Origin of the sequence: Rudaea cellulosilytica DSM 22992 (genome assembly GCF_000378125.1) — a bacterium.
Lineage (GTDB): Bacteria > Pseudomonadota > Gammaproteobacteria > Xanthomonadales > Rhodanobacteraceae > Rudaea > Rudaea cellulosilytica.
In genome coordinates this window covers 1,243,014-1,264,093 of sequence record NZ_KB899241.1, presented here as the reverse complement: position 1 = coordinate 1,264,093, position 21,080 = coordinate 1,243,014, and the positions used below count along the sequence as shown (strand labels likewise).

General features: G+C 64.6%; 18 protein-coding genes. 10 read left to right on the top strand and 8 right to left on the bottom strand.

Annotation, left to right across the window (positions count from 1 at the left end; all coding sequences use genetic code 11):
• Positions 1 to 9: 9 nt before the first annotated feature.
• On the bottom strand, positions 10 to 1,893 hold the full coding sequence (mnmG, locus tag F455_RS0105600; RefSeq protein ID WP_018972293.1) for a tRNA uridine-5-carboxymethylaminomethyl(34) synthesis enzyme MnmG: 1,884 nt from the start codon (positions 1,891 to 1,893) through the stop codon (positions 10 to 12).
• Positions 1,894 to 2,548: 655 nt separating this feature from the next.
• On the opposite strand from mnmG, the gene F455_RS0105595 reads away from it, so the two are divergent.
• From F455_RS0105595 to F455_RS0105580, 4 genes are all read left to right on the top strand, one after another.
• Positions 2,549 to 2,749: a hypothetical protein gene (locus tag F455_RS0105595; protein WP_018972292.1), complete on the top strand. Its 201-nt coding sequence runs from the start codon at positions 2,549 to 2,551 to the stop codon at positions 2,747 to 2,749.
• Between the two features lie 75 nt (positions 2,750 to 2,824).
• A complete protein-coding gene (locus F455_RS0105590; RefSeq protein ID WP_018972291.1) occupies positions 2,825 to 3,808 on the top strand; it encodes a pyridoxal-phosphate dependent enzyme in 984 nt (327 codons plus the stop codon).
• A gap of 91 nt (positions 3,809 to 3,899) precedes the next feature.
• Positions 3,900 to 4,307, top strand: a complete 408-nt coding sequence (locus F455_RS0105585; protein ID WP_018972290.1) for a ketosteroid isomerase-related protein — start codon at positions 3,900 to 3,902, stop codon at positions 4,305 to 4,307.
• Between the two features lie 21 nt (positions 4,308 to 4,328).
• Positions 4,329 to 4,916 carry a DNA-3-methyladenine glycosylase I gene (locus F455_RS0105580; protein ID WP_018972289.1) on the top strand — a complete coding sequence of 196 codons (588 nt, stop codon included), beginning with the start codon at positions 4,329 to 4,331 and terminating at the stop codon, positions 4,914 to 4,916.
• A gap of 54 nt (positions 4,917 to 4,970) precedes the next feature.
• Here the strand turns inward: F455_RS0105580 and bioC are convergent, their stop codons facing one another.
• Genes bioC through bioB form a run of 4 tightly spaced genes read right to left on the bottom strand, consistent with a single transcriptional unit; the run spans position 4,971 to position 8,872 of the window.
• Positions 4,971 to 5,837: a malonyl-ACP O-methyltransferase BioC gene (bioC, locus tag F455_RS0105575; protein ID WP_018972288.1), complete on the bottom strand. Its 867-nt coding sequence runs from the start codon at positions 5,835 to 5,837 to the stop codon at positions 4,971 to 4,973.
• Positions 5,834 to 6,604, bottom strand: a complete 771-nt coding sequence (gene bioH / locus F455_RS0105570) for a pimeloyl-ACP methyl ester esterase BioH (protein ID WP_026293106.1) — start codon at positions 6,602 to 6,604, stop codon at positions 5,834 to 5,836. The genes bioC and bioH overlap by 4 nt, the downstream gene beginning before the upstream one ends.
• Before the next feature lie 8 nt (positions 6,605 to 6,612).
• Positions 6,613 to 7,812, bottom strand: coding sequence for an 8-amino-7-oxononanoate synthase (gene bioF / locus F455_RS0105565; RefSeq protein WP_018972286.1), 1,200 nt, complete (start codon positions 7,810 to 7,812; stop codon positions 6,613 to 6,615).
• Between the two features lie 46 nt (positions 7,813 to 7,858).
• A complete protein-coding gene (bioB, locus tag F455_RS0105560; RefSeq protein ID WP_018972285.1) occupies positions 7,859 to 8,872 on the bottom strand; it encodes a biotin synthase BioB in 1,014 nt (337 codons plus the stop codon).
• A 37-nt stretch (positions 8,873 to 8,909) separates the two neighbouring features.
• On the opposite strand from bioB, the gene F455_RS0105555 reads away from it, so the two are divergent.
• Positions 8,910 to 9,677 carry a ComF family protein gene (locus F455_RS0105555; protein ID WP_018972284.1) on the top strand — a complete coding sequence of 256 codons (768 nt, stop codon included), beginning with the start codon at positions 8,910 to 8,912 and terminating at the stop codon, positions 9,675 to 9,677.
• Positions 9,678 to 9,818: 141 nt separating this feature from the next.
• On the top strand, positions 9,819 to 11,870 hold the full coding sequence (locus tag F455_RS0105550; protein WP_018972283.1) for a sodium-translocating pyrophosphatase: 2,052 nt from the start codon (positions 9,819 to 9,821) through the stop codon (positions 11,868 to 11,870).
• Positions 11,871 to 11,956: 86 nt separating this feature from the next.
• On the opposite strand, the gene F455_RS0105545 is transcribed toward F455_RS0105550, so the two are convergent.
• Positions 11,957 to 13,153 carry a hypothetical protein gene (locus F455_RS0105545; protein ID WP_018972282.1) on the bottom strand — a complete coding sequence of 399 codons (1,197 nt, stop codon included), beginning with the start codon at positions 13,151 to 13,153 and terminating at the stop codon, positions 11,957 to 11,959.
• A 117-nt stretch (positions 13,154 to 13,270) separates the two neighbouring features.
• Here F455_RS0105545 and pdxR point away from each other — a divergent pair, with 117 nt between their 5' ends.
• The 4 genes from pdxR (at position 13,271) to F455_RS0105525 (ending at position 18,009) form a co-directional block, all read left to right on the top strand.
• Complete coding sequence (gene pdxR, locus F455_RS19890) at positions 13,271 to 14,755, top strand: MocR-like pyridoxine biosynthesis transcription factor PdxR (RefSeq protein ID WP_018972281.1); 1,485 nt, start codon at positions 13,271 to 13,273, stop codon at positions 14,753 to 14,755.
• Between the two features lie 117 nt (positions 14,756 to 14,872).
• Positions 14,873 to 16,978, top strand: a complete 2,106-nt coding sequence (locus F455_RS0105535) for a prolyl oligopeptidase family serine peptidase (protein ID WP_157578656.1) — start codon at positions 14,873 to 14,875, stop codon at positions 16,976 to 16,978.
• Between the two features lie 101 nt (positions 16,979 to 17,079).
• The gene (locus F455_RS0105530; RefSeq protein ID WP_018972279.1) at positions 17,080 to 17,493 is read left to right on the top strand and encodes a hypothetical protein; all 414 of its coding nucleotides are present in this window, start codon (positions 17,080 to 17,082) and stop codon (positions 17,491 to 17,493) included.
• Positions 17,494 to 17,502: 9 nt separating this feature from the next.
• On the top strand, positions 17,503 to 18,009 hold the full coding sequence (locus F455_RS0105525; RefSeq protein WP_157578467.1) for a hypothetical protein: 507 nt from the start codon (positions 17,503 to 17,505) through the stop codon (positions 18,007 to 18,009).
• Here F455_RS0105525 and glyS read toward each other — a convergent pair.
• On the bottom strand, positions 17,992 to 20,133 hold the full coding sequence (gene glyS, locus F455_RS0105520) for a glycine--tRNA ligase subunit beta (RefSeq protein WP_026293103.1): 2,142 nt from the start codon (positions 20,131 to 20,133) through the stop codon (positions 17,992 to 17,994). The two genes, F455_RS0105525 and glyS, sit on opposite strands and share 18 nt — an antisense overlap.
• Positions 20,134 to 20,138: 5 nt before the next feature.
• Positions 20,139 to 21,044 carry a glycine--tRNA ligase subunit alpha gene (glyQ, locus tag F455_RS0105515; protein WP_018972276.1) on the bottom strand — a complete coding sequence of 302 codons (906 nt, stop codon included), beginning with the start codon at positions 21,042 to 21,044 and terminating at the stop codon, positions 20,139 to 20,141.
• Positions 21,045 to 21,080 lie beyond the last annotated feature (36 nt).

The following is a 21,080-nucleotide window of genomic DNA, read 5'->3' as shown; positions in this document are numbered from 1 at the left end:
TGGTTTGCGTCAGGCGACGCGACGCTGGCCGCGCTTGAGATGCACGAGCAGCAGCGAGATCGCCGCCGGCGTAACACCCGAGATACGCATCGCCTGGCCGACCGTCTGCGGCTGCGCCGCTTTGAGCTTCTGCGTCACTTCGGCGGAAAGGCCGTGCACCAGCGCATAGTCGAACGCAGCGGGAATGGCGGTGCTTTCATGGCGGCGCTGGCGTTCGATCTCTTCGTTCTGGCGCTCGAGATAGCCCGCATACTTGGCCGAGATCTGCACCTGTTCGGCAACGAGTGCATTGCCAACGCCCGGGCCGAGCGCGGGCACACGCATCAGCTGTGCGTAGTCGAGTTCGGGCCGGCGCAACAGATCGAGTGCATGCGTTTCGCGCGACAGTTCGATGCCGATCGACTCGTGGATTTCTCGTCCGAGCAGGTTGTTCGGCGCGGCCCAGATCGACTTGAGACGCGCGGACTCATTCTCGATCGCCTCGCGTTTGCGTCGGAACGCATCGTAGCGTTCGACATCGAGGCTGCCGAGTTCGTGGCCCTTGTCGCAGAGGCGCAGGTCGGCGTTGTCCTCGCGCAGGTTGAGGCGATACTCGGCACGCGAAGTGAACATGCGATACGGCTCGCGCGTGCCGTTGGTGATCAGGTCGTCGATCAGCACGCCGATGTAGGCCTCGTCGCGACGCGGCGTCCACGGCTCTTCGCCGCGCGAATTGCGTGCGGCGTTCAGGCCGGCGACCAGCCCCTGCGCGGCCGCTTCTTCATAGCCGGTAGTGCCGTTGATCTGACCGGCGAAATAAAGCCCTGCTATCGCCTTGGTTTCGAGCGAAGCCTTCAATCCACGCGGATCGAAATAATCGTACTCGATCGCATAGCCCGGGCGCGTGATGTGCGCCCTCTCCAAACCGCGGATCGAACGCACGAGTTCGAGCTGCACGTCGAACGGCAGCGAGGTCGAGATGCCGTTCGGATAGATCTCGGTCGTATTCAAGCCTTCCGGCTCGAGGAAGATCTGGTGCGAAGCCTTCTCGGCGAAACGCACGACCTTGTCTTCGATCGATGGGCAGTAGCGCGGGCCGATGCCCTCGATCTTGCCCGTATACAAAGGTGAACGGTCGAGCCCCGCGCGGATGACCTCATGCGTGCGCTCACTCGTATGAGTGATCCAGCACGGCACCTGGTGCGGATGATCGCCTGCCTCGCCCCAGAACGAAAACACCGGCATCGGTGTATCGCCGGGCTGTGCACTCAAGGCGGAAAAGTCGATGCTGCGACCGTCGAGGCGCGGCGGCGTGCCAGTCTTGAGGCGATCGACCGCCAGCGGCAGCTCGCGCATGCGCGCGGCGAGACGCTGCGCCGGCGGATCGCCCGCGCGGCCGCCGGCGTAATTCTCGAAACCGATATGGATTTTACCGGCGAGGAAGGTGCCGGCGGTCAGCACGACCTGACGCGCATGGAAGGTCAGACCCATCTGGGTGACCACGCCCGTCACTTTCTGCCCTTCCAGTGTCAGGTCATCGACCGCCTGCTGGAAGATGGCCAGGTTCGGCTGGGTTTCCAGGCGCCCGCGGATGTAGGCCTTGTACAAGGCGCGATCGGCCTGGCAGCGCGTGGCGCGCACGGCCGGTCCCTTGGATGCGTTGAGCGTGCGCCACTGGATGCCGGCGCGGTCCGCGCCTTGGGCCATGACGCCGCCGAGCGCGTCGATTTCCTTGACCAGATGGCCTTTGCCAATGCCGCCGATCGCGGGATTGCAGCTCATCTGGCCGAGCGTTTCGATATTGTGCGTGAGCAGCAGCGTGCTTGCGCCGAGACGCGCCGAGGCGAGCGCGGCTTCGGTGCCGGCATGGCCACCGCCGACGACGATGACATCGAAGTGCTGGTCAAAATTCATGGCAGGCGCGCACGCGGATGCGGCAGGGATCAAAGCAACGGTCGGGAAGTATACCAGCCTGGGTTGGCACGGTTCCTGCTCCTACCATCTGGCACTTCGAAACCGCGCACAGCTGCTGCTTCACGCGCGCTGATGATTGGGCTCAGGGGCCGATTCGCGGCGGTTCGAAGGACGCATCAAGGACGGAGCACAGGGATTTCAGGAGGAAAGAGGCTGGCGCCCGGCGGTCGTAGGAACAGGGGGAATCCAAGAGGACCGTATGCCGGGCGCCAGTAACCCTATATTCGTGGCGGAACTGCTTCCGCCCGCTGCGTAGCGAACCTTGCGCTGCGCATTCATCCCAACACTTCAGGTCGAAGCATAACTCCCGAAGTGCTATAAAAACGTGAAGCCACCCACAGCGCGAGACTTTCAGACTGCATGCTGCTCGCGCCTGCAATTCGTCATGTTTCGACGTTTTGCGTCACTCGCGCCAACAGTCGACACTGCAAGCCGATTTCCCTGACCGGCATTCTACCCAGACTCGCGCGCAAGGGAAGACTTTTGTGCCGAAAATCACTCTGTTTATTTGATGTAGTTCTCAATTTCATCAATTTATGCTAGTGGCACGGCATTTGCTATTTCGTTCACGAGCAACAATCAAACGGACAGGGCTATGTTCAACGAAACCCACGCCAGCATCAGCAGCACACAACACCTGCGCCATGATCTCATGATCGAACTGGGTCGCCTCGAAATGGCAATGGAAGATGCAAGTCAGCACAAGGAAATGGACCGGCAAGCAGCGCTCGAGAACCTGCAGCACAAGCATGCGCGGGTCAGCGCAGCGTTGGACAAGTTGCCGCAAGACAGCTGAGCTCTCTCACCAGCGCGACCGCAGCGACGGGATTCGCGGCCAAGGCGTCCTGCGCGATCGGGGTATGATCGCGCCATGTCCGAATCCGTCGCCTCTCCAACCCCCGCGACTGCCGAGCTGCCCGATTTCGCCGCGATCGAACGCGCCGTGCAACGCATCGCGGCGCACGTGGCACGCACCCCCACGCTGCGCTCGCGAAGCATAGACGCGCTTGCTTCCGCCTCGCTGGTCTTCAAGTGCGAGAACTTCCAACGCGCCGGTGCGTTCAAGTTCCGCGGTGCCTGCAATGCGGTCTGGTCGCTCGCCGAGGAAATCGCCGCACGCGGCGTGGTAACGCATTCCTCCGGCAACCACGGCGCCGCGCTGGCCCTGGCCGCACGCACTCGCGGCATTCCGGCCCGTGTCGTCGTGCCGGAAGGTGCGGTGAAATCCAAGCTCGCCGCGATCGAAGCTTACGGCGCGACCCTGCACTTCTGCGCGGCGACGATCGCCGCGCGCGAAGCGGCCGCCGCGCAGCTGCAGGCCGAGACCGGCGCCGAACTCGTGCATCCATACACCGACCCGCGCGTGATCGCGGGCCAAGGCACAGCCGCGCTCGAACTGCTGCGCGAGGCGGGCGATCTCGACGCACTGGTCACACCGGTCGGCGGCGGCGGCCTGATCGGCGGCAGCGCGATCGCGGCCAAGGCGCTCAATCCCAACATCGAAATCTACGGCGCCGAACCCGCGGGCGCTGACGACGCATACGAATCGCTGCGCCGCGGCCAACGCGTCACCGACATCGTGCCGAACACCGTTTGCGATGGACTGCGCGGCACGATCGGTGAAATCAATCTCGCCCTGTTGCGCCGCTACGGCGTGCGCGTGCTGACGGTTGACGATGCGCGCACGACCGCCGCGCAGCGCCTCGTATTCGAGCGCATGAAGATCGTCATCGAACCCTCGTCGGCGATTGCGCTCGCCGCCGTGCTCGGTCACCCTGAGATCTTCCGCGGCCGCCGCGTCGGCATTATTTTCTCCGGGGGCAATGTCGATCTGGACAAACTCTCCTGGCAGTAGTTGCTTCATCTTTGGGACGCTGAAATCGACAAGCGACGATCCGAGTCGCACTTTGTAATCTATGTGTTCCTCCTTGAACGCCGGAATCACAATGAGCAATTCCACTACCGACCTGATCCGCCGCTACTACGCCGCCTTCAACGCTGGCAACTGGAACGGCATGCTTGACTGCCTCACTGACGATGTCGTGCACGACATCAATCAGGGCAAGCGCGAAACAGGCAAACCCGCGTTCCGCGCGTTCCTCGCGCACATGGAACGCTGCTACCGCGAGCAGCTGCGCGACATGGTCGTCATGGCGAGCGACGACGGCACGCGTGGTAGCGCCGAGTTCGTCGTGCATGGCGAATATCTCGTCACCGATGAAGGCCTGCCGCCGGCGAACGGACAAAAGTATATTTTGCCCGCCGGCGCATTCTTCGACATCCGCGCAGGCCAGATCGCGCGCGTGACCAATTACTACAACCTACCGGACTGGACCGCTCAGGTCGTCGGCTGAGATCTCGGAGGCACACACATAATGACCGCGCGCGCGAAATCCGAAATCCGCAAGCGCTGCCGCTGGGCCGAGGGCGGCAACGAGCTCTATCTCGCCTACCACGACGAGGAATGGGGCGTGCCGCTGCACGACGACGCCAAGCTGTTCGAATTCATCGTGCTCGAAGGCGCGCAGGCCGGGCTGTCCTGGTCCACCGTGTTGAACAAGCGCGAAGCGTATCGCCGCGCGTTCCACGATTTCGACATCGCGAAAGTGGCGCGTATGACCGATGCGGCGCTGGAGAAGCGACTGCTTGATCCGGGCATCATCCGCAACCGGCAGAAAATCTGGTCGGCACGCAACAACGCGCGCGCCGCGTTGAAAGTCGTCGACGAAGTCGGCAGCCTCGATGCGTACTTCTGGTCGTTCGTCGACGGCAAACCGATCCGCAACCGCTGGCGCAATCACGGCGACGTGCCGCCGCGCAGCGAGATCTCGGACGAGCTCAGCAAGGACATGCAGAAGCGCGGCTTCAACTTCGTCGGCTCGACGATCATGTACGCGCATATGCAGGCGACGGGGATGGTCAACGATCACCTCGTTTCCTGTTTCCGCGAACGCGAAGTTTGAATCGGGGAGTCCGCGGTCCTGATCCACCCTCTGCGGAAGGACCGGCGTGGTGAACTACCTTCGAGAGCCGCGCAGGCGCTCGATCGGAAAACTCGCGATTTCGCCGCCGCCGCGGCGCCGCGGCTGGCCAGGATCGGGCGCCCAGGCGTGGGCGTAGATGACTTCGTAGGTCGCCGGCAGCACGCCGTTGGCGCGAAAGGTTTCATAGGCCTCGACTGCGCGGCGATGCTGTGCGCGACCAGTCAAACCACGGGTGCGTCGCGGATCGGCATTGGTCGCGCCGATCGCCTTGAGTTCGCGCATCAGCGTCGACGCGTCGTTGTACGTCAGTGTGAAGTGCTCGCCGTCGAGCACCGGATCGCGGAAACCGGCATGCATCAACGCGTCGCCGACGCGCGCAATGTCGGCGAAGTGGCTCACGTGCGGCGAACGATCGGCCTGCGCCCACGCCGCACGCAGCTCGTGCAACGTGTCAGGGCCGAACGTCGACAGAGCAAGATAACCGCCCGGACGCAGCACGCGGCGGAATTCGTCGAATAGCACCGGCAGATCGTCGATCCACTGAATGCAGAGGTTCGAATAGAGCACGTCGATGCTCGCGTCGGCGAGCGGTAGCGCACGCGCATCGGCGTTTACGCACGCGACAGGACGCAGCCAGTTGGCTTTGACGCGGTTCAACATCGGCAACGCGGCATCGAGTGCGATCACTTGCGCGCCCTTCCAGCGCATGCGCATCGCCTGCGCGGCGCGGCCAGGACCACAGCCGAGGTCGAGCACGCGCATCGGCAGCGTTTCGAAATATTCGAGACGTTCGAGCAAACGCTGCTCGACTTCGTGCTGGAGTACGGCATGCGTGTCATAACTCGCCGCCGCGCGGCCGAAAGCGCGGCGCACCTGACGCGTATCGAACGGCGGGGTCATGCGGGCGGCACCCTACCGGCGAATTCGATAATCGCATCGGCGACTTCGCGCGGATGGCTCAGAAACGGCGCGTGTCCGGAATCGATTTGGACGAATTCGCCATGCACAGTCTGTTGCGACGCCCAGCGCATCGCCTCGGCATGAATCAGTCGGTCGCGGCGGCCGGCAATCCACAGACTCGGCATCGCGAGCTCCGCAAGGCGTGCGCGCAGGTCGGTGGTTTCGAGCACGCGTAAACCGTCGACGAGCGCGCGCAGCGGCGGCTCGCCGCGTTCGAACACGCGCGTCTTGAGATTACGCAGCGTCGACTGCGGATTCGGACTGCCGATCAGTTCGAGCGCAAGAAACCCTTCGACCGTGGCACGGTAGTCGCGCTCCAGACCCGACTCGAAACCCTCGAGCACCTTCGCCGCCATCGCGTGCGGCCAATCGGCGGCCGCAACGAAACGCGGCGAATTCGCGATCTCGACGAGGCCGCGCACGGACCGCGGGTGATCGAGCGCCGCATGCAGTGCGACGAGGCCACCCATCGACCAGCCGACCCAGATCGCGTGCATCGGCGTCAACGCCGCGATACGCGCAGCCCACACTTGTGCATCGATCGGCGCGTCGTCGTCGCGGCTGAAACCGTGGCCGGGCAGATCGACGACGTGCACGCGGAAATGTTCGGCGAGCAGCGGCGTCAGCGGCGCGAAGATGCCGCCGTGCATGGCCCAGCCGTGGATCAGAACGAGGTCGGGGCCCGAGCCGGCCGTTTCGATATGCAGCATGTCGTTCAACGATCCCTCTTTGTCGCGCGCTGCGCATGCGCGATCGCGCGGGCGAGGGCATTCAACAGTCTTTCCACATCGGCTTCGTCGTGCAGCGCGGAAAAGGTGACGCGCAGCCGCGCTTTGCCTTGTGCGACCGTCGGCGGGCGAATCGCCGGCACGAAATAGCCGTCGGCCTCGAGTCGTTGCGCGGCGATCAGTGCGCTGCGGCTGGCGCCGACCAGCACCGGTTGAATCGGCGTGCGCGAATCGAACAGGCCGATGCCGCGCTCGCTGGCACCGTGACGGAAATGCGCGACGAGATGGCGCAGCTTGGCGCGACGCCAGTCTTCGAAGCGCGCGACATCGACTGCGGCGCTCGTCGCCGCTGCCAATGCTGGCGGCATCGCCGTGGTGTAGACATGGGTGCGCGCGAACTGCACGAGGCCGTCGATCAGCGCCTTGCTGCCGGCGACAAACGCGCCACTGACGCCGAGCGCCTTGCCGAGCGTCGCCATCAGCACGGGCGCATCGTCCTGCCTCAGGTTCGCTTCGACGAGACTGCCCGCACCTTCGTCGCCGAGCACACCGAGACCGTGCGCGTCATCGACCATCAACGTCGCCCGCTGCGCTTTGCACAGGGCGGCGAGATCGGCGAGCGGAGCGACGTCCCCGTCCATGCTGAACACGCCATCGGTGGCAAGCAGCGCGGCGCTGTCCGCACTCGCTTCGAGCTGGCGTTTCGCGCTGCCGACATCGGCATGCACATAGCGCTTGAGCGTCGCCCCGGACAACCGCGCACCATCGATCAGGCAAGCATGGTTGAGCTTGTCCTGCACACAGACGTCACTCTCGTCGAGCAACGCCTGCAGCGCGCCGAGATTGGCCATGTAGCCGGTCGAAAACAGCAGCGCGCATTTGTGTCGCGTCCAGCTTGCGAGTTTTTCTTCGAGAGCTTCGTGCTCCTCGCGATGACCGCCAAGCAGATGCGCCGCGGTCGCGCCGACGCCCCATTGCTTCGCTGCACGGATCAGCGCTTCCTGCAGCGCCGGATGCTGGGCGAGGCCGAGATAATCGTTGCTGGCAAAGTTGACGAGCACCTTGCCGTCGATCTGGATGCGCGCGCCGTCGACCGCCTCGACCTTGCGCAGGCGGCGCAGCAAATCTTGCCGCGCGCGCTCGGCTTGGGCGGCGGCGAGACGTTCGATGAGATCAGGACGACTCATGTTTTTTACTCGTCATTCCCATTCTCGGCAGAATGACGGCAACAAATTACGCGGCTTCGACAATATCCGCATGCACCGTGCCCGGCTCCAGCTCGACCTGCATGGGCGCAATGCCAAGCCGCGCGAACAGCGCCTGGTCGTGCTCGACGTCGGGATTGCCGGTGGTCAGCAGCTTCTCGCCGTAGAAGATCGAGTTCGCGCCGGCGAAGAAGCACAGCGCCTGCAGCTCGTCGCTCATCTCGGCACGGCCGGCGGACAAGCGCACCATCGAGCGTGGCATCAAAATACGCGCAACGGCAATCGTGCGCACGAATTCGAACGGATCGAGCAGCGCCGTGCCGTCAAGCGGCGTGCCGGCGACCTGGACGAGGCGGTTGATCGGCACCGATTGCGGATGCTCGGGCAGGCACGCCAGCGTGTGCAGCAAGCCGGCCCGCTGCTCGCGCGATTCGCCCATGCCGACGATGCCGCCGCAACAGGTTTTCATCCCGGCCGCGCGCACATTGTCGAGCGTGTCGAGGCGATCCTGGTATTCGCGTGTGTGAATGATCTCGCCATAGAACTCGGGCGCGGTGTCGAGGTTGTGGTTGTAGTAATCGAGCCCCGCCGATTTGAGCTTCGACGCCTGCGGCGCGCTGAGCATGCCGAGCGTCGCGCAGGTTTCCATGCCGAGCGCGCGCACGGCACCGACCATCTCGGCGATCTTTTCCACATCGCGATCCTTCGGCGAGCGCCAGGCCGCACCCATGCAAAAGCGCGTCGCCCCGGCAGCCTTGGCCTGCTTCGCTTTTTCGAGCACGGCATCCAGCGACATGAGTTTTTCGGCCTTCACCCCGGTCGCGTAGCGCGCGCTTTGCGGACAATAGGCGCAATCCTCGGGGCAGCCTCCGGTCTTGATCGACAGCAATGTCGACACCTGCACGGCGTTCGCATCGTGGTGCGCGCGATGTACATCGTGCGCGCGCGCAAGCAGGTCGTTGAATGGCAGTGCGAACAGGGCGAGCACGTCGCCGCGGCTGACGCGCTCGGCAGTCGGCATGGATTCGATTTTTGCAGACATCGGAATAAATTCGTTTGGGCGTAGACTTTTCCGCAGTGTGAATACGCTCCTTCCAGCTGTCAACCCGAGAGCTTCGTCGAAAGTTGACGGGCTGTGGCGGCGCCTGCAGTTCGCGTTGCTGCCGCCGCACTGCCTGCTCTGTGGCGCGCGCGGCGAAACCCTGCGCGACCTGTGTCGCGCCTGCCTCGCCGATCTCGCCGTGAATCACATCGCCTGTGCGCGTTGCGCCCTGCCGCTGGCCGCGCCAGCGGCGCTGTGCGGCGAATGCCTGAAGAACGCGCCTGCATTCGACACGGCGTTCGCGCCGTACCTCTATGGCCATCCGCTCGATCTGCTGCTGACCAAACTCAAGTTCGGCCACAGCCTCGCCGCAGGGCGCGTGCTGGCCGAGCTGTGGACCACCGCGTTGCGCACGGCGCTGGATGACGGCACGATCGCGTCCGTACCCGATTTTATCGTGCCGGTGCCGTTGCATCCCTCGCGCCTGCGCGAACGCGGCTACAACCAGGCGCTCGAACTGGCCAAGCCGCTCGCGCGCGAGTTCGGCCTCGTGCTCGCGCCGGGGCTTTTGCGCCGCACGCGCGCGACCGCGGCGCAGTCGGATCTCGACGCCGTCGCGCGCCGCAAGAACCTGCGCAGCGCATTCGAAGTCGACACGAATCACGCAGCGCCTGCCCACGTCGCCCTGCTCGACGATGTGATGACGACCGGCACGACCCTGCGCGAAGCCGCACGCACGCTCAAGCGTGCCGGCGTCGCGCGCGTCGACGTCTGGGTACTGGCACGCGCGCCGCACCGACACTGACAGCGATACCACAACGCGCGATCCGCAGAGTTTGCGCAGCGCAGCTACCCATCTCGACGAGGCTGGGTATACTTCGGCAAAGCTTTTCCGTACCGCCCCATCGTTGTTTCTATCCATCAGCCTGTTTCTAGGGAGAAAGGCATGTTGCAACAATACGGTTACTGGATCGCGCCCATATGCGCGTTGCTCGCGATCGTTTACGGCGTTTGGTCGCGAAGTTGGATCATGGCCAAGCCGGCCGGCAATGAGCGCATGCAGCAGATCGCGGCGGCGATCCAGGAAGGCGCGCGTGCCTATCTCAACCGCCAGTACACAACGATCGGCGTCGTCGGCGCCGTGTTATTCGTCGTCATCGGCTTCGCCCTGGGCTGGCCGACGGCGATCGGCTTCGCGATCGGCGCGATCCTCTCCGGCGCGACCGGCTTCATCGGCATGAACGTCTCGGTCGCCGCCAACGTGCGCACGGCCGAAGCGGCGCGCTCGGGCCTGGCCGCCGCACTCGACGTCGCTTTCCGCGGCGGCGCAATCACCGGCATGCTCGTCGTCGGCCTCGGCCTGCTCGGCGTCGCCGGTTACTACCTCGCGCTGCTGCACTTCGGCTTCCCGACCGAGAAGGCGCTGCACGCGCTGGTCGGCCTCGCCTTCGGCTCGTCGCTGATCTCGATCTTCGCGCGCCTCGGCGGCGGCATCTTCACCAAGGGTGCCGACGTCGGTGCCGACCTGGTCGGCAAGGTCGAAGCCGGCATTCCCGAAGACGATCCGCGCAACCCGGCCGTGATCGCCGACAACGTCGGCGACAACGTCGGCGACTGCGCCGGCATGGCGGCCGACCTGTTCGAGACTTATGCGGTCACCCTCGTCGCGACCATGCTGCTCGGCGGCGTGCTCGCGGCCGAACTCGGCGCCAACGGCGTGCTCTATCCGCTCGTCCTCGGCGGCGTGTCGATCATCGCTTCGATCATCGGCACGTTCTTCGTCAAGACCAAGCCCGGCGCAAAGATCATGAACGCGCTCTACATGGGCGTCGCCGTCTCGGCGATCCTCGCCGCGATCGCGTTCTATCCGATCACGACGAGCCTGATGGCCGGCGCCAAGGTCGGCGCGCTGAACCTCTACTTCTGCGCACTGATCGGCCTCGTGCTGACCGCGGCGATGGTCGTCATCACCGAGTACTACACCGCGACCGAGTACGCCCCGGTGCGCCACGTCGCCCAGGCCTCGACGACCGGGCATGCGACCAACATCATCGCCGGCATCGGCATCTCGATGAAGTCGACCGCGTATCCGGTGCTCGCGGTGTGCGCCTCGATCTGGGGCGCCTACTCGCTCGGCGGCCTCTACGGCATCGCCATCGCCGCGACCGCAATGCTGTCGATGACCGGCATGATCGTCGCTCTCGACGCCTACGGTCCGATCACAGACAACGCCGGCGGCATCGCCGAAATGGCCGAACTGCCGAAGGAAGTGCGCGCGGTGACCGACCCGCTCGACGCGGTCGGCAATACGACCAAGGCGGTGACCAAGGGTTACGCGATCGGCTCGGCCGGCCTCGCCGCGCTCGTGCTGTTCGCCGACTACACGCACAACCTCAACGGCCAGCCAGGTCTGGCCGGGATCACGTTCGACCTGTCCAACCACTACGTCATCATCGGCCTGCTGATCGGCGGCCTGATTCCGTACCTGTTCGCCTCGATGGCGATGGAAGCGGTCGGCCGCTCGGCCGGCGCGGTGGTCGAGGAAGTGCGCCGCCAGTTCCGCGAGATCAAGGGCATCATGGAAGGCACGACCAAGCCGGATTATTCGCGCGCGGTCGACATGCTCACGCGCGCGGCGATCAAGGAAATGATGATTCCTTCGCTGCTGCCCGTGCTCGTGCCGGTGCTCGTCGTGTTCGGCTTCAAGTTCCTCGGCGGCTCCGTCGCCGGCGCGCAGGCGCTCGGCGGCGTGTTGATCGGCACGATCGTCACCGGCCTGTTCGTCGCGATCTCGATGACTACCGGCGGCGGCGCCTGGGACAACGCGAAGAAGTACATCGAGGACGGCAACTTCGGCGGCAAGGGCTCGGACGCGCACAAGGCCGCGGTCACCGGCGACACCGTCGGCGATCCGTACAAGGATACGGCCGGCCCGGCGGTGAATCCGTTGATCAAGATCATCAACATCGTTGCGCTGTTGTTGATCCCGTTGCTCTGAGCCATCGACGAAAACGCTCGCCATTCCCCGCTGGCCGAGGAATGGCGAGCACGGCGCCCGCGCCGCTGGCCGGGCTCCGACAAAGATCAGCGTCCCGTTGGTGTCGCCACGAACGCCACGCGTTTCTTTGAACCGTCGGTCGCCGTCGCATAGCCAGTGATCTGGCCGCGATCGTTGATGTCGTTGGCGATGCTGAGCACGTAGCCCGCGACCGGTTCGATCAGCGTATTGAGGTCCACCGGTGCCGTGCTGCCGCGCTGCCAGTACAACGGATGCGTTACGAAGCTTGACGGGTACGCGTAGCCAACGATCTCACCGCGATTGTTGATGCTCTGCGCGCTGCCGCCGATATCGCCGGCGAGCATCGGCAGGATCTGGAAGCCGCCGCCGCGCGTCCACAGGAACGGCGGGGTCAGATTGCCGTCGACATCGCCCGGCAGGCCGGCAAAGCCGACGACGTCGCCGCGCTCGTTGATCATGTTCGGCGTGTTCCAATACGGCGCGCCGTTGGGATTCACCAGTTCGGTGACATGTCCGTTCTCCCATAGCACCGCATGCGCGGCAGAGTAGCGCCCGACCGCTTGATCGCAGCTGCCGGAAATGCCGACGGCCTGGCCGCGATTGTTGATCGCCGTGGCCGAGCCGGCAGAATCGTTGCCGAGCAGCGGCAGTTCACGCGGCGCTCCACCGAAACCCCAAACGACCGGTTTGAAGTGCAGCACCTGGTGCGACTGCGGATCGCAGCTCGGATCGGACAGGTCGTTCTCCGCCCAGCCGACGGTCTGGCCGAGATCGTTCGTGCCTGCGGCGAAACTGTTGTGGTCGCCCGAGCCCAGGCTAGCCAGCGGCAGCATCGTGCCGCCGGCCCAGAGGAAACCCTGGCAGATGCGGCCGGTCGGATTGGCGATGAATGCGGCGCAGCTCCAGCCTTCGTTCCGCGGATCGGCCGCGTCGGTCAGCGAGATGCCGGAGACGATGCCGAGATGATTCTTCACCGGCCAGACCACCGTGCTGTTGAGGCCGCTCGCGCTGCCGAGCGTGCCGAGGTCCCACGGCTGATCGCCGTACCAGACACTGGCATGACGACTGCCGTCGGCGCGATTGGAATAACCGGCAACGAGACCCCAGTCGTTGATGCTGGCGCCACTATTGCGAGAACCGCCGAGCGAGCCGAGCAGGGCGACTCGATAAGCGGGCGAATGGGACGATGGACTTTCGGCGGCAACGCTGGCTTGCGCGAGCGTCGCGGCCGCGACGAAAAAGGCAAAGGAAATCGGTCGCACGGGAAGTCTCCTGGCTGATCTGCGCGCGAGTCGGCGCGGTCACAGCATCCGCGCGCACCGATCGCGTCGAAAGCGCCGGTTTTGCGACGATGGGTGGTCCGGTTGCGTCCTGATCACATGCGCCAATGGACCCTCGACATCGCCCTCGACCGCACGCGCGCGCAGCCGCTGTATCTGCAGCTCGCCGGCGCACTCGCCGACGCCGTGCGTCAAGGCCGATTGAAAATCGGCGCGCCGCTGCCCGGCACGCGCGTGCTGGCCACGCATCTCGGCGTCAACCGCAATACCGTGGTCGCCGCCTACGCCGAACTCGTCGCCGAGGGCGTGTTGTGCACGCGCAATGGCGGCGGAACCTTCGTCGCCGAGGCGATGCCGACACCACTGCGACCGCGCGCTATCGACATCGCGATACCGACCTACTCCTTGCCGCCGGAAACGCAGTCTTCGCTCCCGATCGGCGTACTTTCGCCCGGCATGCTGACGCTCGCAGGCGGCATGCCCGACGCGCGCCTGTTCCCGGCGCGCGCGCTGAGCCGCGCGTTTCATCGCGCACTCGATCGCCGCGGTCGCGCGCTGGTTACGCACGCCGACCCGTGCGGCCACGTGTGCCTGCGCGAGCAACTCGCGGCGATGCTCACGCGCACGCGCGGGCTCACGGTCAGCGCCGACAACCTTCTCGTCACCCACAGCATCGAACAGGCGATCGATCTCTCCGCGCGCGCCTTGATCGCGCCGGGCGACGCCGTCGCTGTCGAAGCCTGGGGCTACCCACCGGCGTGGAATGCGCTGCGTCTGGCGGGCGCCCGTCTGCTGCCGGTCCGCATCGACGAAAACGGCCTCGATGTCGACGCGCTCGAACATCTGCTCGTGCAGCAGCGGCTGCGCGCGGTGTTCCTCACCCCGCATCATCAATTTCCGACTGCCGTCGTCATGGCGCCGGAACGCCGCGCGCGCCTCGGCGAACTCGCGATGCGTCACCGCTTCGTGATCTTCGAAGACGACTACGACCACGAGTTTCACTATCAAGGCAAACCCGTACTGCCGATCGCGGCAGGCAGCGGCCGCGCGAACGTCGTGTACCTTGGCTCGCTCGCCAACCTGCTCGCCCCCGGCATGCACACCGCTTTCGTCACCGCGCCGATGGCCGCGTTCCGGCGCATCGCGGCGCTGCGTGCGGCGAGCGATCCTCGCACCGATGCAGCGGTCGAATGCGCGATCGCCGAGCTGTTCGAGGACGGCGAACTGGAACGTCATCTGCGCCGCGCCTGCCGGCTCTATCGCTCGCGACGCGACGCGCTGGCCGAGGCGCTGTGCCGCCAGCTCGGCAGCGCACTCGAATTCCGCGTGCCCGAAGGTGGCCTCGCGCTGTGGGCGCGCGCGGACCAGACGATCGATCTGCCGGCCTGGATTCGCGCCGGTCAAATTGAAGGTATTTGTTTCTCCGACGCGCGTCGCTTCGATTTCCAGCAAAACGATGCATCCACGTTGCGTCTGGGCTACGGCTTCCACGACGAGATCGAACTCGCCGAAGCGGTGCGGCGGATGGCGCGCGCGCTTAAAAGCACGCTGCACCGGCGCGACCAGGCCAGAGCCGCGGCCTGAGACGGACGAGCGCTCAAGCCTCGACTGGACGCCGATGCGGTGTTCGGCCAAGCTGCGCGCTTCCCCTCAAGGAAGCCGCGCATGAAACTCCATTGGATCGCTCTCGCTGCCTGCGTCATGCTGGCTGCCGCCTGCTCCCGCGTCGAACAAAAACCTGTTGCCGTGAATCCGAACAAAACCTCCCCTGCTGTCGTCGAAGACCCTTATCTCTGGCTCGAAGAAACCGACAGCGCGAAGGCGTTGGACTGGGTCAAGGCACGCAACGCGGAATCGGTCAAGGCCTACGGCTCCTCGCCGGAATTCGACAAGACACGCGACGCGATCCTCGAAGTGATGGATTCGGACGCGCGCATTCCATACGTGTCGAAGATGGGCACGTACTACTACAACTTCTGGAAGGACAAGACGAATCCGCGCGGCCTATGGCGGCGCACGACGTTCGCCGAATACCGCAAGGAGCATCCGAAGTGGGAGACGCTGATCGACGTCGACGCGCTCGGCAAGACCGAAGGCGTCAATTGGGTCTGGCACGGCAGCGACTGCCTCAAGCCCGACTACCGCCACTGCCTCGTCTTCCTCTCGCGCGGCGGTGCCGACGCGAGCGTGATGCGCGAGTTCGACCTGACGAGCAAAACCTTCGTCAAGGACGGTTTCTCGCTGCCGGAAGCCAAACTCCAAGCGAACTGGATCGACAAAGACCGCATCTACGTCGGTACCGACTTCGGCCCCGGCTCGATGACCAAGTCGAGCTATCCACGCATCGTCAAGGAATGGAAGCGCGGCACGCCGCTGGCCGATGCAACGACCGTGTATGAAGGCAAGGAAGACGATCTCTCGATCAGCGCCTATCGCGACGACACGCCCGGTTTCGAACGCGATTTCGTTTCGCGCGCGATCGATTTCTGGAGCGGCGAAAATTTTCTGCGCGGCAAAGACAACAAATTGACCCGCATCGACATTCCGCTCGATGCGGCCAGTTTCGGCACGCATCGCGAATGGATGACGGTGCAGTTGCGCAACGCATGGACCGTCGGCGGCAACACCTATCCGTCGGGTTCGCTGATCGCGATCAAGTTCGACGACTTCATGGCCGGCAAGCGCGACTTCACGGTGCTGTTCGCGCCGAGTGAAACGACTTCGCTCGCTGGCCATTCTTGGACGCGGCATCATCTGATCCTCGACACCTTGCACGATGTGGTCAGCAAGCTCGAAGTGCTGACCCCGCCTTTGAGGCCCGGCACGGAATGGAAGCGCGCCGCGCTCGGTGGCGCGCCAGCGCTGTCGACGATCTCGGCCGGCGGCATCGATGCCGATCACGACGACAGCTATTTCCTCACCGTGTCGGGCTTCCTCGAACCGACCACGCTGTACTACGGCGCGCTCGGCCAGGGCGAGGCGAAGCCGCTCAAGCACAGTCCGAGCTTCTTCGATGCATCGAAGTATCGGGTACAGCAGGACTTCGCAACCTCGAAGGACGGCACGCGCGTACCCTACTTCGTGATCGGGCCGAAGGACATGAAGCTCGATGGCGGCAATCCGACCCTGCTCTACGGCTACGGCGGCTTTGAAGTTTCGCTGCAGCCGAGCTACTCGGGCAGCGTCGGCCGCGCATGGCTCGACAAGGGCGGCGTCTACGCGCTCGCCAACATCCGCGGCGGTGGCGAATACGGCCCGCGCTGGCACCAGGCCGCGCTCAAGGCCAATCGCCTGCGCGCATACGAGGATTTCGCCGCCGTGGCGCAGGATCTGGTCGCGAAAAAAATTACCTCGCAAGCGCATCTCGGTGCAATGGGCGGCAGCAACGGCGGTCTGCTCATGGGCAACATGCTCACGCTCTATCCGCAACTGTGGAGCGCGATCGTCTGCCAGGTGCCGCTGCTGGACATGAAGCGCTACACGCACCTGTCCGCCGGCACCTCGTGGATGGCCGAATACGGCGATCCCGACAAGCCTGACGACTGGGCGTTCATCAAGACCTTCTCGCCGTATCAAAATGTGGAAAAAGGGAAAAAGTATCCTCCCTTGCTGTTCACCACCTCTACGCGCGACGACCGCGTCGGCCCGCACCAGGCGCGCAAGATGGCCGCGCGCATGCTCGAGTACGGCAACGGCGCGTCGTTCTACGAGAACATCGAAGGCGGCCACGGCGCTGCGGCCGACAACAAGCAGGCGGCATTCATGTCGGCACTCGGCTACGAATATCTCTGGACACACTTGAAGTAGCGGCGGCCGCGACTGGCACGTTTGATGCTGTCGCGACCATCGTTGCATGTGCCGCGGAAGCGGCGTAGCGTTTTCATCGCTCGCCGCTGGGAGTTCGGCACATGACGAAATCGGCACTGCGATTTGAGCTTGCATGCCTCGGCATGCTCTTGGCCTGCATGTCCGTTGCCGTTGCTGGCGACGATCCGGTCGCGCGGCCCGGCGACGAAGCGCTGTCCTGCGATCAGATCTATGCCGAGGGCATGACGATCGTGCAAAAGGAACAGCAACAGCGCGATGCGACTCGAAGCAAAATGGAAGCGCAGACCAAGGGAACGGCTGCATTGCTCGGCGCTGCTATGACTGTCGGACAGCTCGATCCGACACACGCAACGGCCGTTGCCGCCCAGGCCTCCGCAGAAAGCACCATGAAGAACCAAATCGACGTTGCCGCTCAGGCCGGAGCGGCCAAACCCGACGCGCGCAAAGAACGCCTGCGTACCTTGTGGACGCAGAAGCATTGCGTGAAGAACTAGGAGAGCGCCATGAGAATTTCAGCAGCCTGTGGAATCGTATCGGCCTGCTTGCTGATTGCTGTGAGTGCCGCCGCCCGCGACGACTCGGGTGCGCGTCCCGGCGATGAAGACATGAGCTGCGCCCAGATTGCAACGGAAATGCAACCTTACGTCGCATCGATGCGCGGCAACATCGCAGCCGTCAACGACACCAACGCGCAGCTCATGCAATTGGCTCAGATGCAGCGAGCGCGCGACGCACCAAGTGTCAACGCCACGACTCAGGCCGCGGGCGCCGCCTGTGGTTTCGTCGGCGGCCCGGCGTGCATGGCGGCAACCCAGGCCGACCAGGCGAACCGCAATGCCATCAAGGAACGTGAAGCCGCCGAAAGTAAACCACTCAGAGACCAGAATCTAGCTCAATCTAAGACTCTCGTTGCGCAAGGTCAGCAAATGCAATCGAACGCGCGCTTGATGCAGCTGATGCAACTCGGCCACGCCAAGGGCTGCGACCGCAGCTCACGCCCCGGGCAATAACGAAATATCGGCGACGTCGAGAAACATGCCGCGCAGGCGGTTGAGCAGCGCCAAGCGATTGGCGCGCTTGGCGACGTCGTCGACCATCACCATCACCGCGTCGAAGAAGGTGTCGACCGGCTCGCGCAGGCCAGCCAGTTGCTGCAGCGTTTCGACATAGCGGCCTTGCGCGGCGAGTGGTGCGATCGCGATGGCGGTCGCTTCGACCGCACGGTGCAAATCGGCCTCGGCACCCGCGTCGAGCAACGCCGGATCGATCTTGTTGCCGGGTTCGCCGCCGGCCTGGCGCAGGATATTGCCGATGCGCTTGTTCGCCGCAGCGAGCGCCTGTGCCTGTGGCAGCTTGGCGAATTCGACGACCGCACGCAGACGGCGATCGAAATCGGTTAGATCGGCCGACGCAAGTGCACGCACTGCCTCGAAGGCTTCGGCGGCGGCACCTTGATCGGCATAATAACCGCGCAGGCGATCGAGCACGAATTCGTATAGTTCGGCCGCAAGCGCATCGCGACGCGCGCCAGCGTCGAGCGCAGGCTGCTTGCCGTCCTTGCCCTTCGGCAGACCCGCGGCAAGTGCCATGTCGGGCAGCAGTTGCAGGGCTTCTATCAGCAGTGCCTTGAGATCGAGTGCGAGGCCACCTTCGATCAGCGTGCGCGCGAGTCCGAGTGCGGTGCGGCGCAGCGCGAACGGATCCTTGTTGCCGCTGGGCTTCATGCCGACGGCGAAAATGCCGGCGAGCGTGTCGAGGCGCTCGGCCACCGCGAGCACCTGCGCGACCTTGCCTTGCGCGATCGCATCGCCAGCGAAACGCGGTGCATAGAACTCGTCGAGCGCCTGCGCGACCTCGGCGTTCTCGCCGTTCGCAGTCGCGTAATAGCGACCCATCACGCCCTGCAGTTCGGGGAATTCGCCGACCATGCGCGTGAGCAGATCGCATTTCGACAACGCGGCCGCACGCGTGGCGAGGCCGGCATCGACGCCGAGACGATTGGCCGTCACACGCGCCAGTTCGGCGACGCGCACGCTCTTGTCCCACACGCTACCAAGCGCCTGCTGAAAGGTGACGTTCTTGAGTGCATCCTGCTGTGCGGCCAGCGGTGTCTTCAGGTCTTCGTCCCAGAAAAATTTCGCATCGGCAAAACGCGGACGGATCACGCGCTCGTAGCCCTTACGGATCTCGGCCGGGTCCTTCGATTCGATGTTGGCGACGCCGATGAAGCGCTCGGTCAATTTGCCTTCCGCATCGAACACCGGCACGAATTTCTGGTTCGTCTCCATCGTCATCACGAGCGCTTCCTGCGGCACGGCGAGGAACTCGCGCTCGAACGCGCACGCGATCGCGACCGGCCATTCGGTGAGGTTGGCGATCTCGTCGCAGAGCGCGTCGGACAGGCGCGGGACGCCGCCGGTTTCTTTCGCCACGCGCGCGACTTCTTCGCGCACACGCACGCGGCGCGCTGCCGGATCGGCCAGCACTTTCGCGGCGCGCAGCGAGTCGAGCCAGGAATCGGCATCGGCAATATGCACCGGCTGCGGATGGTGGAAGCGGTGGCCACGCGACTGGCGCCCGGACTTCAGGCCGAGGATTTGGCCCTCGACGATATCGCTGCCGTAGAGCATCACGAGCCAGTGCGCAGGACGCACGAAGGTGTAATCGTGATCGCCCCAGCGCATCGGCTTCGGGATCGGCAGCGCCTTGAGCGCTTCGGCAACAACTTCCGGAATCAGTTCAACCGTCGGGCGACCTGGTTTCTCACTGCGCGCGACAAAGCGCTCGCCCTTGGCATCGGTGATGCGCTGCAAATGCTCGACGGCGATGTTGTTCTTCGTGGCGAAGCCTTGCAGCGCCGGCGTCGGTGCACCGTTCGCATCGAGCCCGATGTTGAGGTACGGTCCGAGCACTTCGGATTTCTGCGGCGGCTGTTCGGCGGCGACCGCCGGAATCAGCACGGCGAGACGGCGAGGCGAGCAATACGTTCTCGCATTCGCAGCATCGGCTTCGACGCCACGCTTCTTCAGACCTTCTGCGACGCCGGTCGCGAACGCATTCGCCAGCTCGTCGAGCGCCTTCGGCGGCAGCTCTTCGGTGCCGAGTTCGATCAACAGGGATTTCTTCGTCGCCATGGACATCAGGCGGCTTCCTTCTTGTTCTTCAAACCCGGGAATCCGAGCTTCTCGCGCTGCGCGTAGTACGCCTCCGCGACCGCGCGTGCGAGAGTGCGCACGCGCAGGATGTAGCGCTGGCGTTCGGTCACGCTGATTGCGCGGCGCGCGTCGAGCAGATTGAACGTGTGGCTGGCCTTCATCACCTGCTCGTAGGCCGGCAGCGGCAGACCCACCTCGACGAGCTTTTTCGCCTCGGCTTCGCAGGTGTCGAACCAGGCGAGCAGCTTTTCGACGTTGGCGTGCGTGAAGTTGTACGTGCTCTGCTCGACTTCGTTCTGATGGAACACGTCGCCGTAGGTAACCACGCCGTGCGGCGCCTTCGTCCAGACCAGGTTATAGACGTTGTCGACGTTCTGCAGGTACATCGCCAGGCGCTCGAGACCATAGGTGATCTCGCCCGTCACCGGTCGGCATTCGAGGCCACCGGCCTGCTGGAAATAGGTGAACTGGGTGACTTCCATGCCGTTGAGCCAGACTTCCCAGCCGAGGCCCCAGGCGCCGAGCGTCGGCGATTCCCAGTTGTCCTCGACGAAGCGCAGGTCATGCACGAGCGGATCGACACCGAGTTCTTTGAGCGAGCCGATATACAAATCCAAAATGTTGTCCGGATTCGGCTTCATCACGACCTGATACTGGTAGTAATGCTGCAGCCGGTTCGGGTTCTCGCCGTAGCGGCCGTCGGTCGGTCGGCGCGAGGGCTGCACGTAGGCCGCGGCCCACGGCTCGGGACCGAGCGCGCGCAGGAAGGTGGCCGGGTGGAACGTGCCGGCGCCGACCTCGGTGTCGAGCGGCTGCAGCAGCACACAGCCCTGCGCGGCCCAGTAGCGGTTCAGGGTCTGGATGATGTCCTGGAAAGTCGGGCCTGGCATCGGATTCACACTATCTGCGCGGTTGCTGGCGGAAAG

Excerpts from the sequence above, each read along its gene's own strand:
- mnmG (WP_018972293.1), bottom strand. The coding sequence starts at position 1,893 with ATGAATTTTGACCAGCACTTCGATGTCATCGTCGTCGGCGGTGGCCAT.
- F455_RS0105595 (WP_018972292.1), top strand. The coding sequence starts at position 2,549 with ATGTTCAACGAAACCCACGCCAGCATCAGCAGCACACAACACCTGCGC.
- F455_RS0105590 (WP_018972291.1), top strand. The coding sequence starts at position 2,825 with ATGTCCGAATCCGTCGCCTCTCCAACCCCCGCGACTGCCGAGCTGCCC.
- F455_RS0105585 (WP_018972290.1), top strand. The coding sequence starts at position 3,900 with ATGAGCAATTCCACTACCGACCTGATCCGCCGCTACTACGCCGCCTTC.
- F455_RS0105580 (WP_018972289.1), top strand. The coding sequence starts at position 4,329 with ATGACCGCGCGCGCGAAATCCGAAATCCGCAAGCGCTGCCGCTGGGCC.
- bioC (WP_018972288.1), bottom strand. The coding sequence starts at position 5,837 with ATGACCCCGCCGTTCGATACGCGTCAGGTGCGCCGCGCTTTCGGCCGC.
- bioF (WP_018972286.1), bottom strand. The coding sequence starts at position 7,812 with ATGAGTCGTCCTGATCTCATCGAACGTCTCGCCGCCGCCCAAGCCGAG.
- bioB (WP_018972285.1), bottom strand. The coding sequence starts at position 8,872 with ATGTCTGCAAAAATCGAATCCATGCCGACTGCCGAGCGCGTCAGCCGC.
- F455_RS0105550 (WP_018972283.1), top strand. The coding sequence starts at position 9,819 with ATGTTGCAACAATACGGTTACTGGATCGCGCCCATATGCGCGTTGCTC.
- pdxR (WP_018972281.1), top strand. The coding sequence starts at position 13,271 with ATGCGCCAATGGACCCTCGACATCGCCCTCGACCGCACGCGCGCGCAG.
- F455_RS0105535 (WP_157578656.1), top strand. The coding sequence starts at position 14,873 with ATGCTGGCTGCCGCCTGCTCCCGCGTCGAACAAAAACCTGTTGCCGTG.
- F455_RS0105530 (WP_018972279.1), top strand. The coding sequence starts at position 17,080 with ATGACGAAATCGGCACTGCGATTTGAGCTTGCATGCCTCGGCATGCTC.
- F455_RS0105525 (WP_157578467.1), top strand. The coding sequence starts at position 17,503 with ATGAGAATTTCAGCAGCCTGTGGAATCGTATCGGCCTGCTTGCTGATT.
- glyS (WP_026293103.1), bottom strand. The coding sequence starts at position 20,133 with ATGGCGACGAAGAAATCCCTGTTGATCGAACTCGGCACCGAAGAGCTG.
- glyQ (WP_018972276.1), bottom strand. The coding sequence starts at position 21,044 with ATGCCAGGCCCGACTTTCCAGGACATCATCCAGACCCTGAACCGCTAC.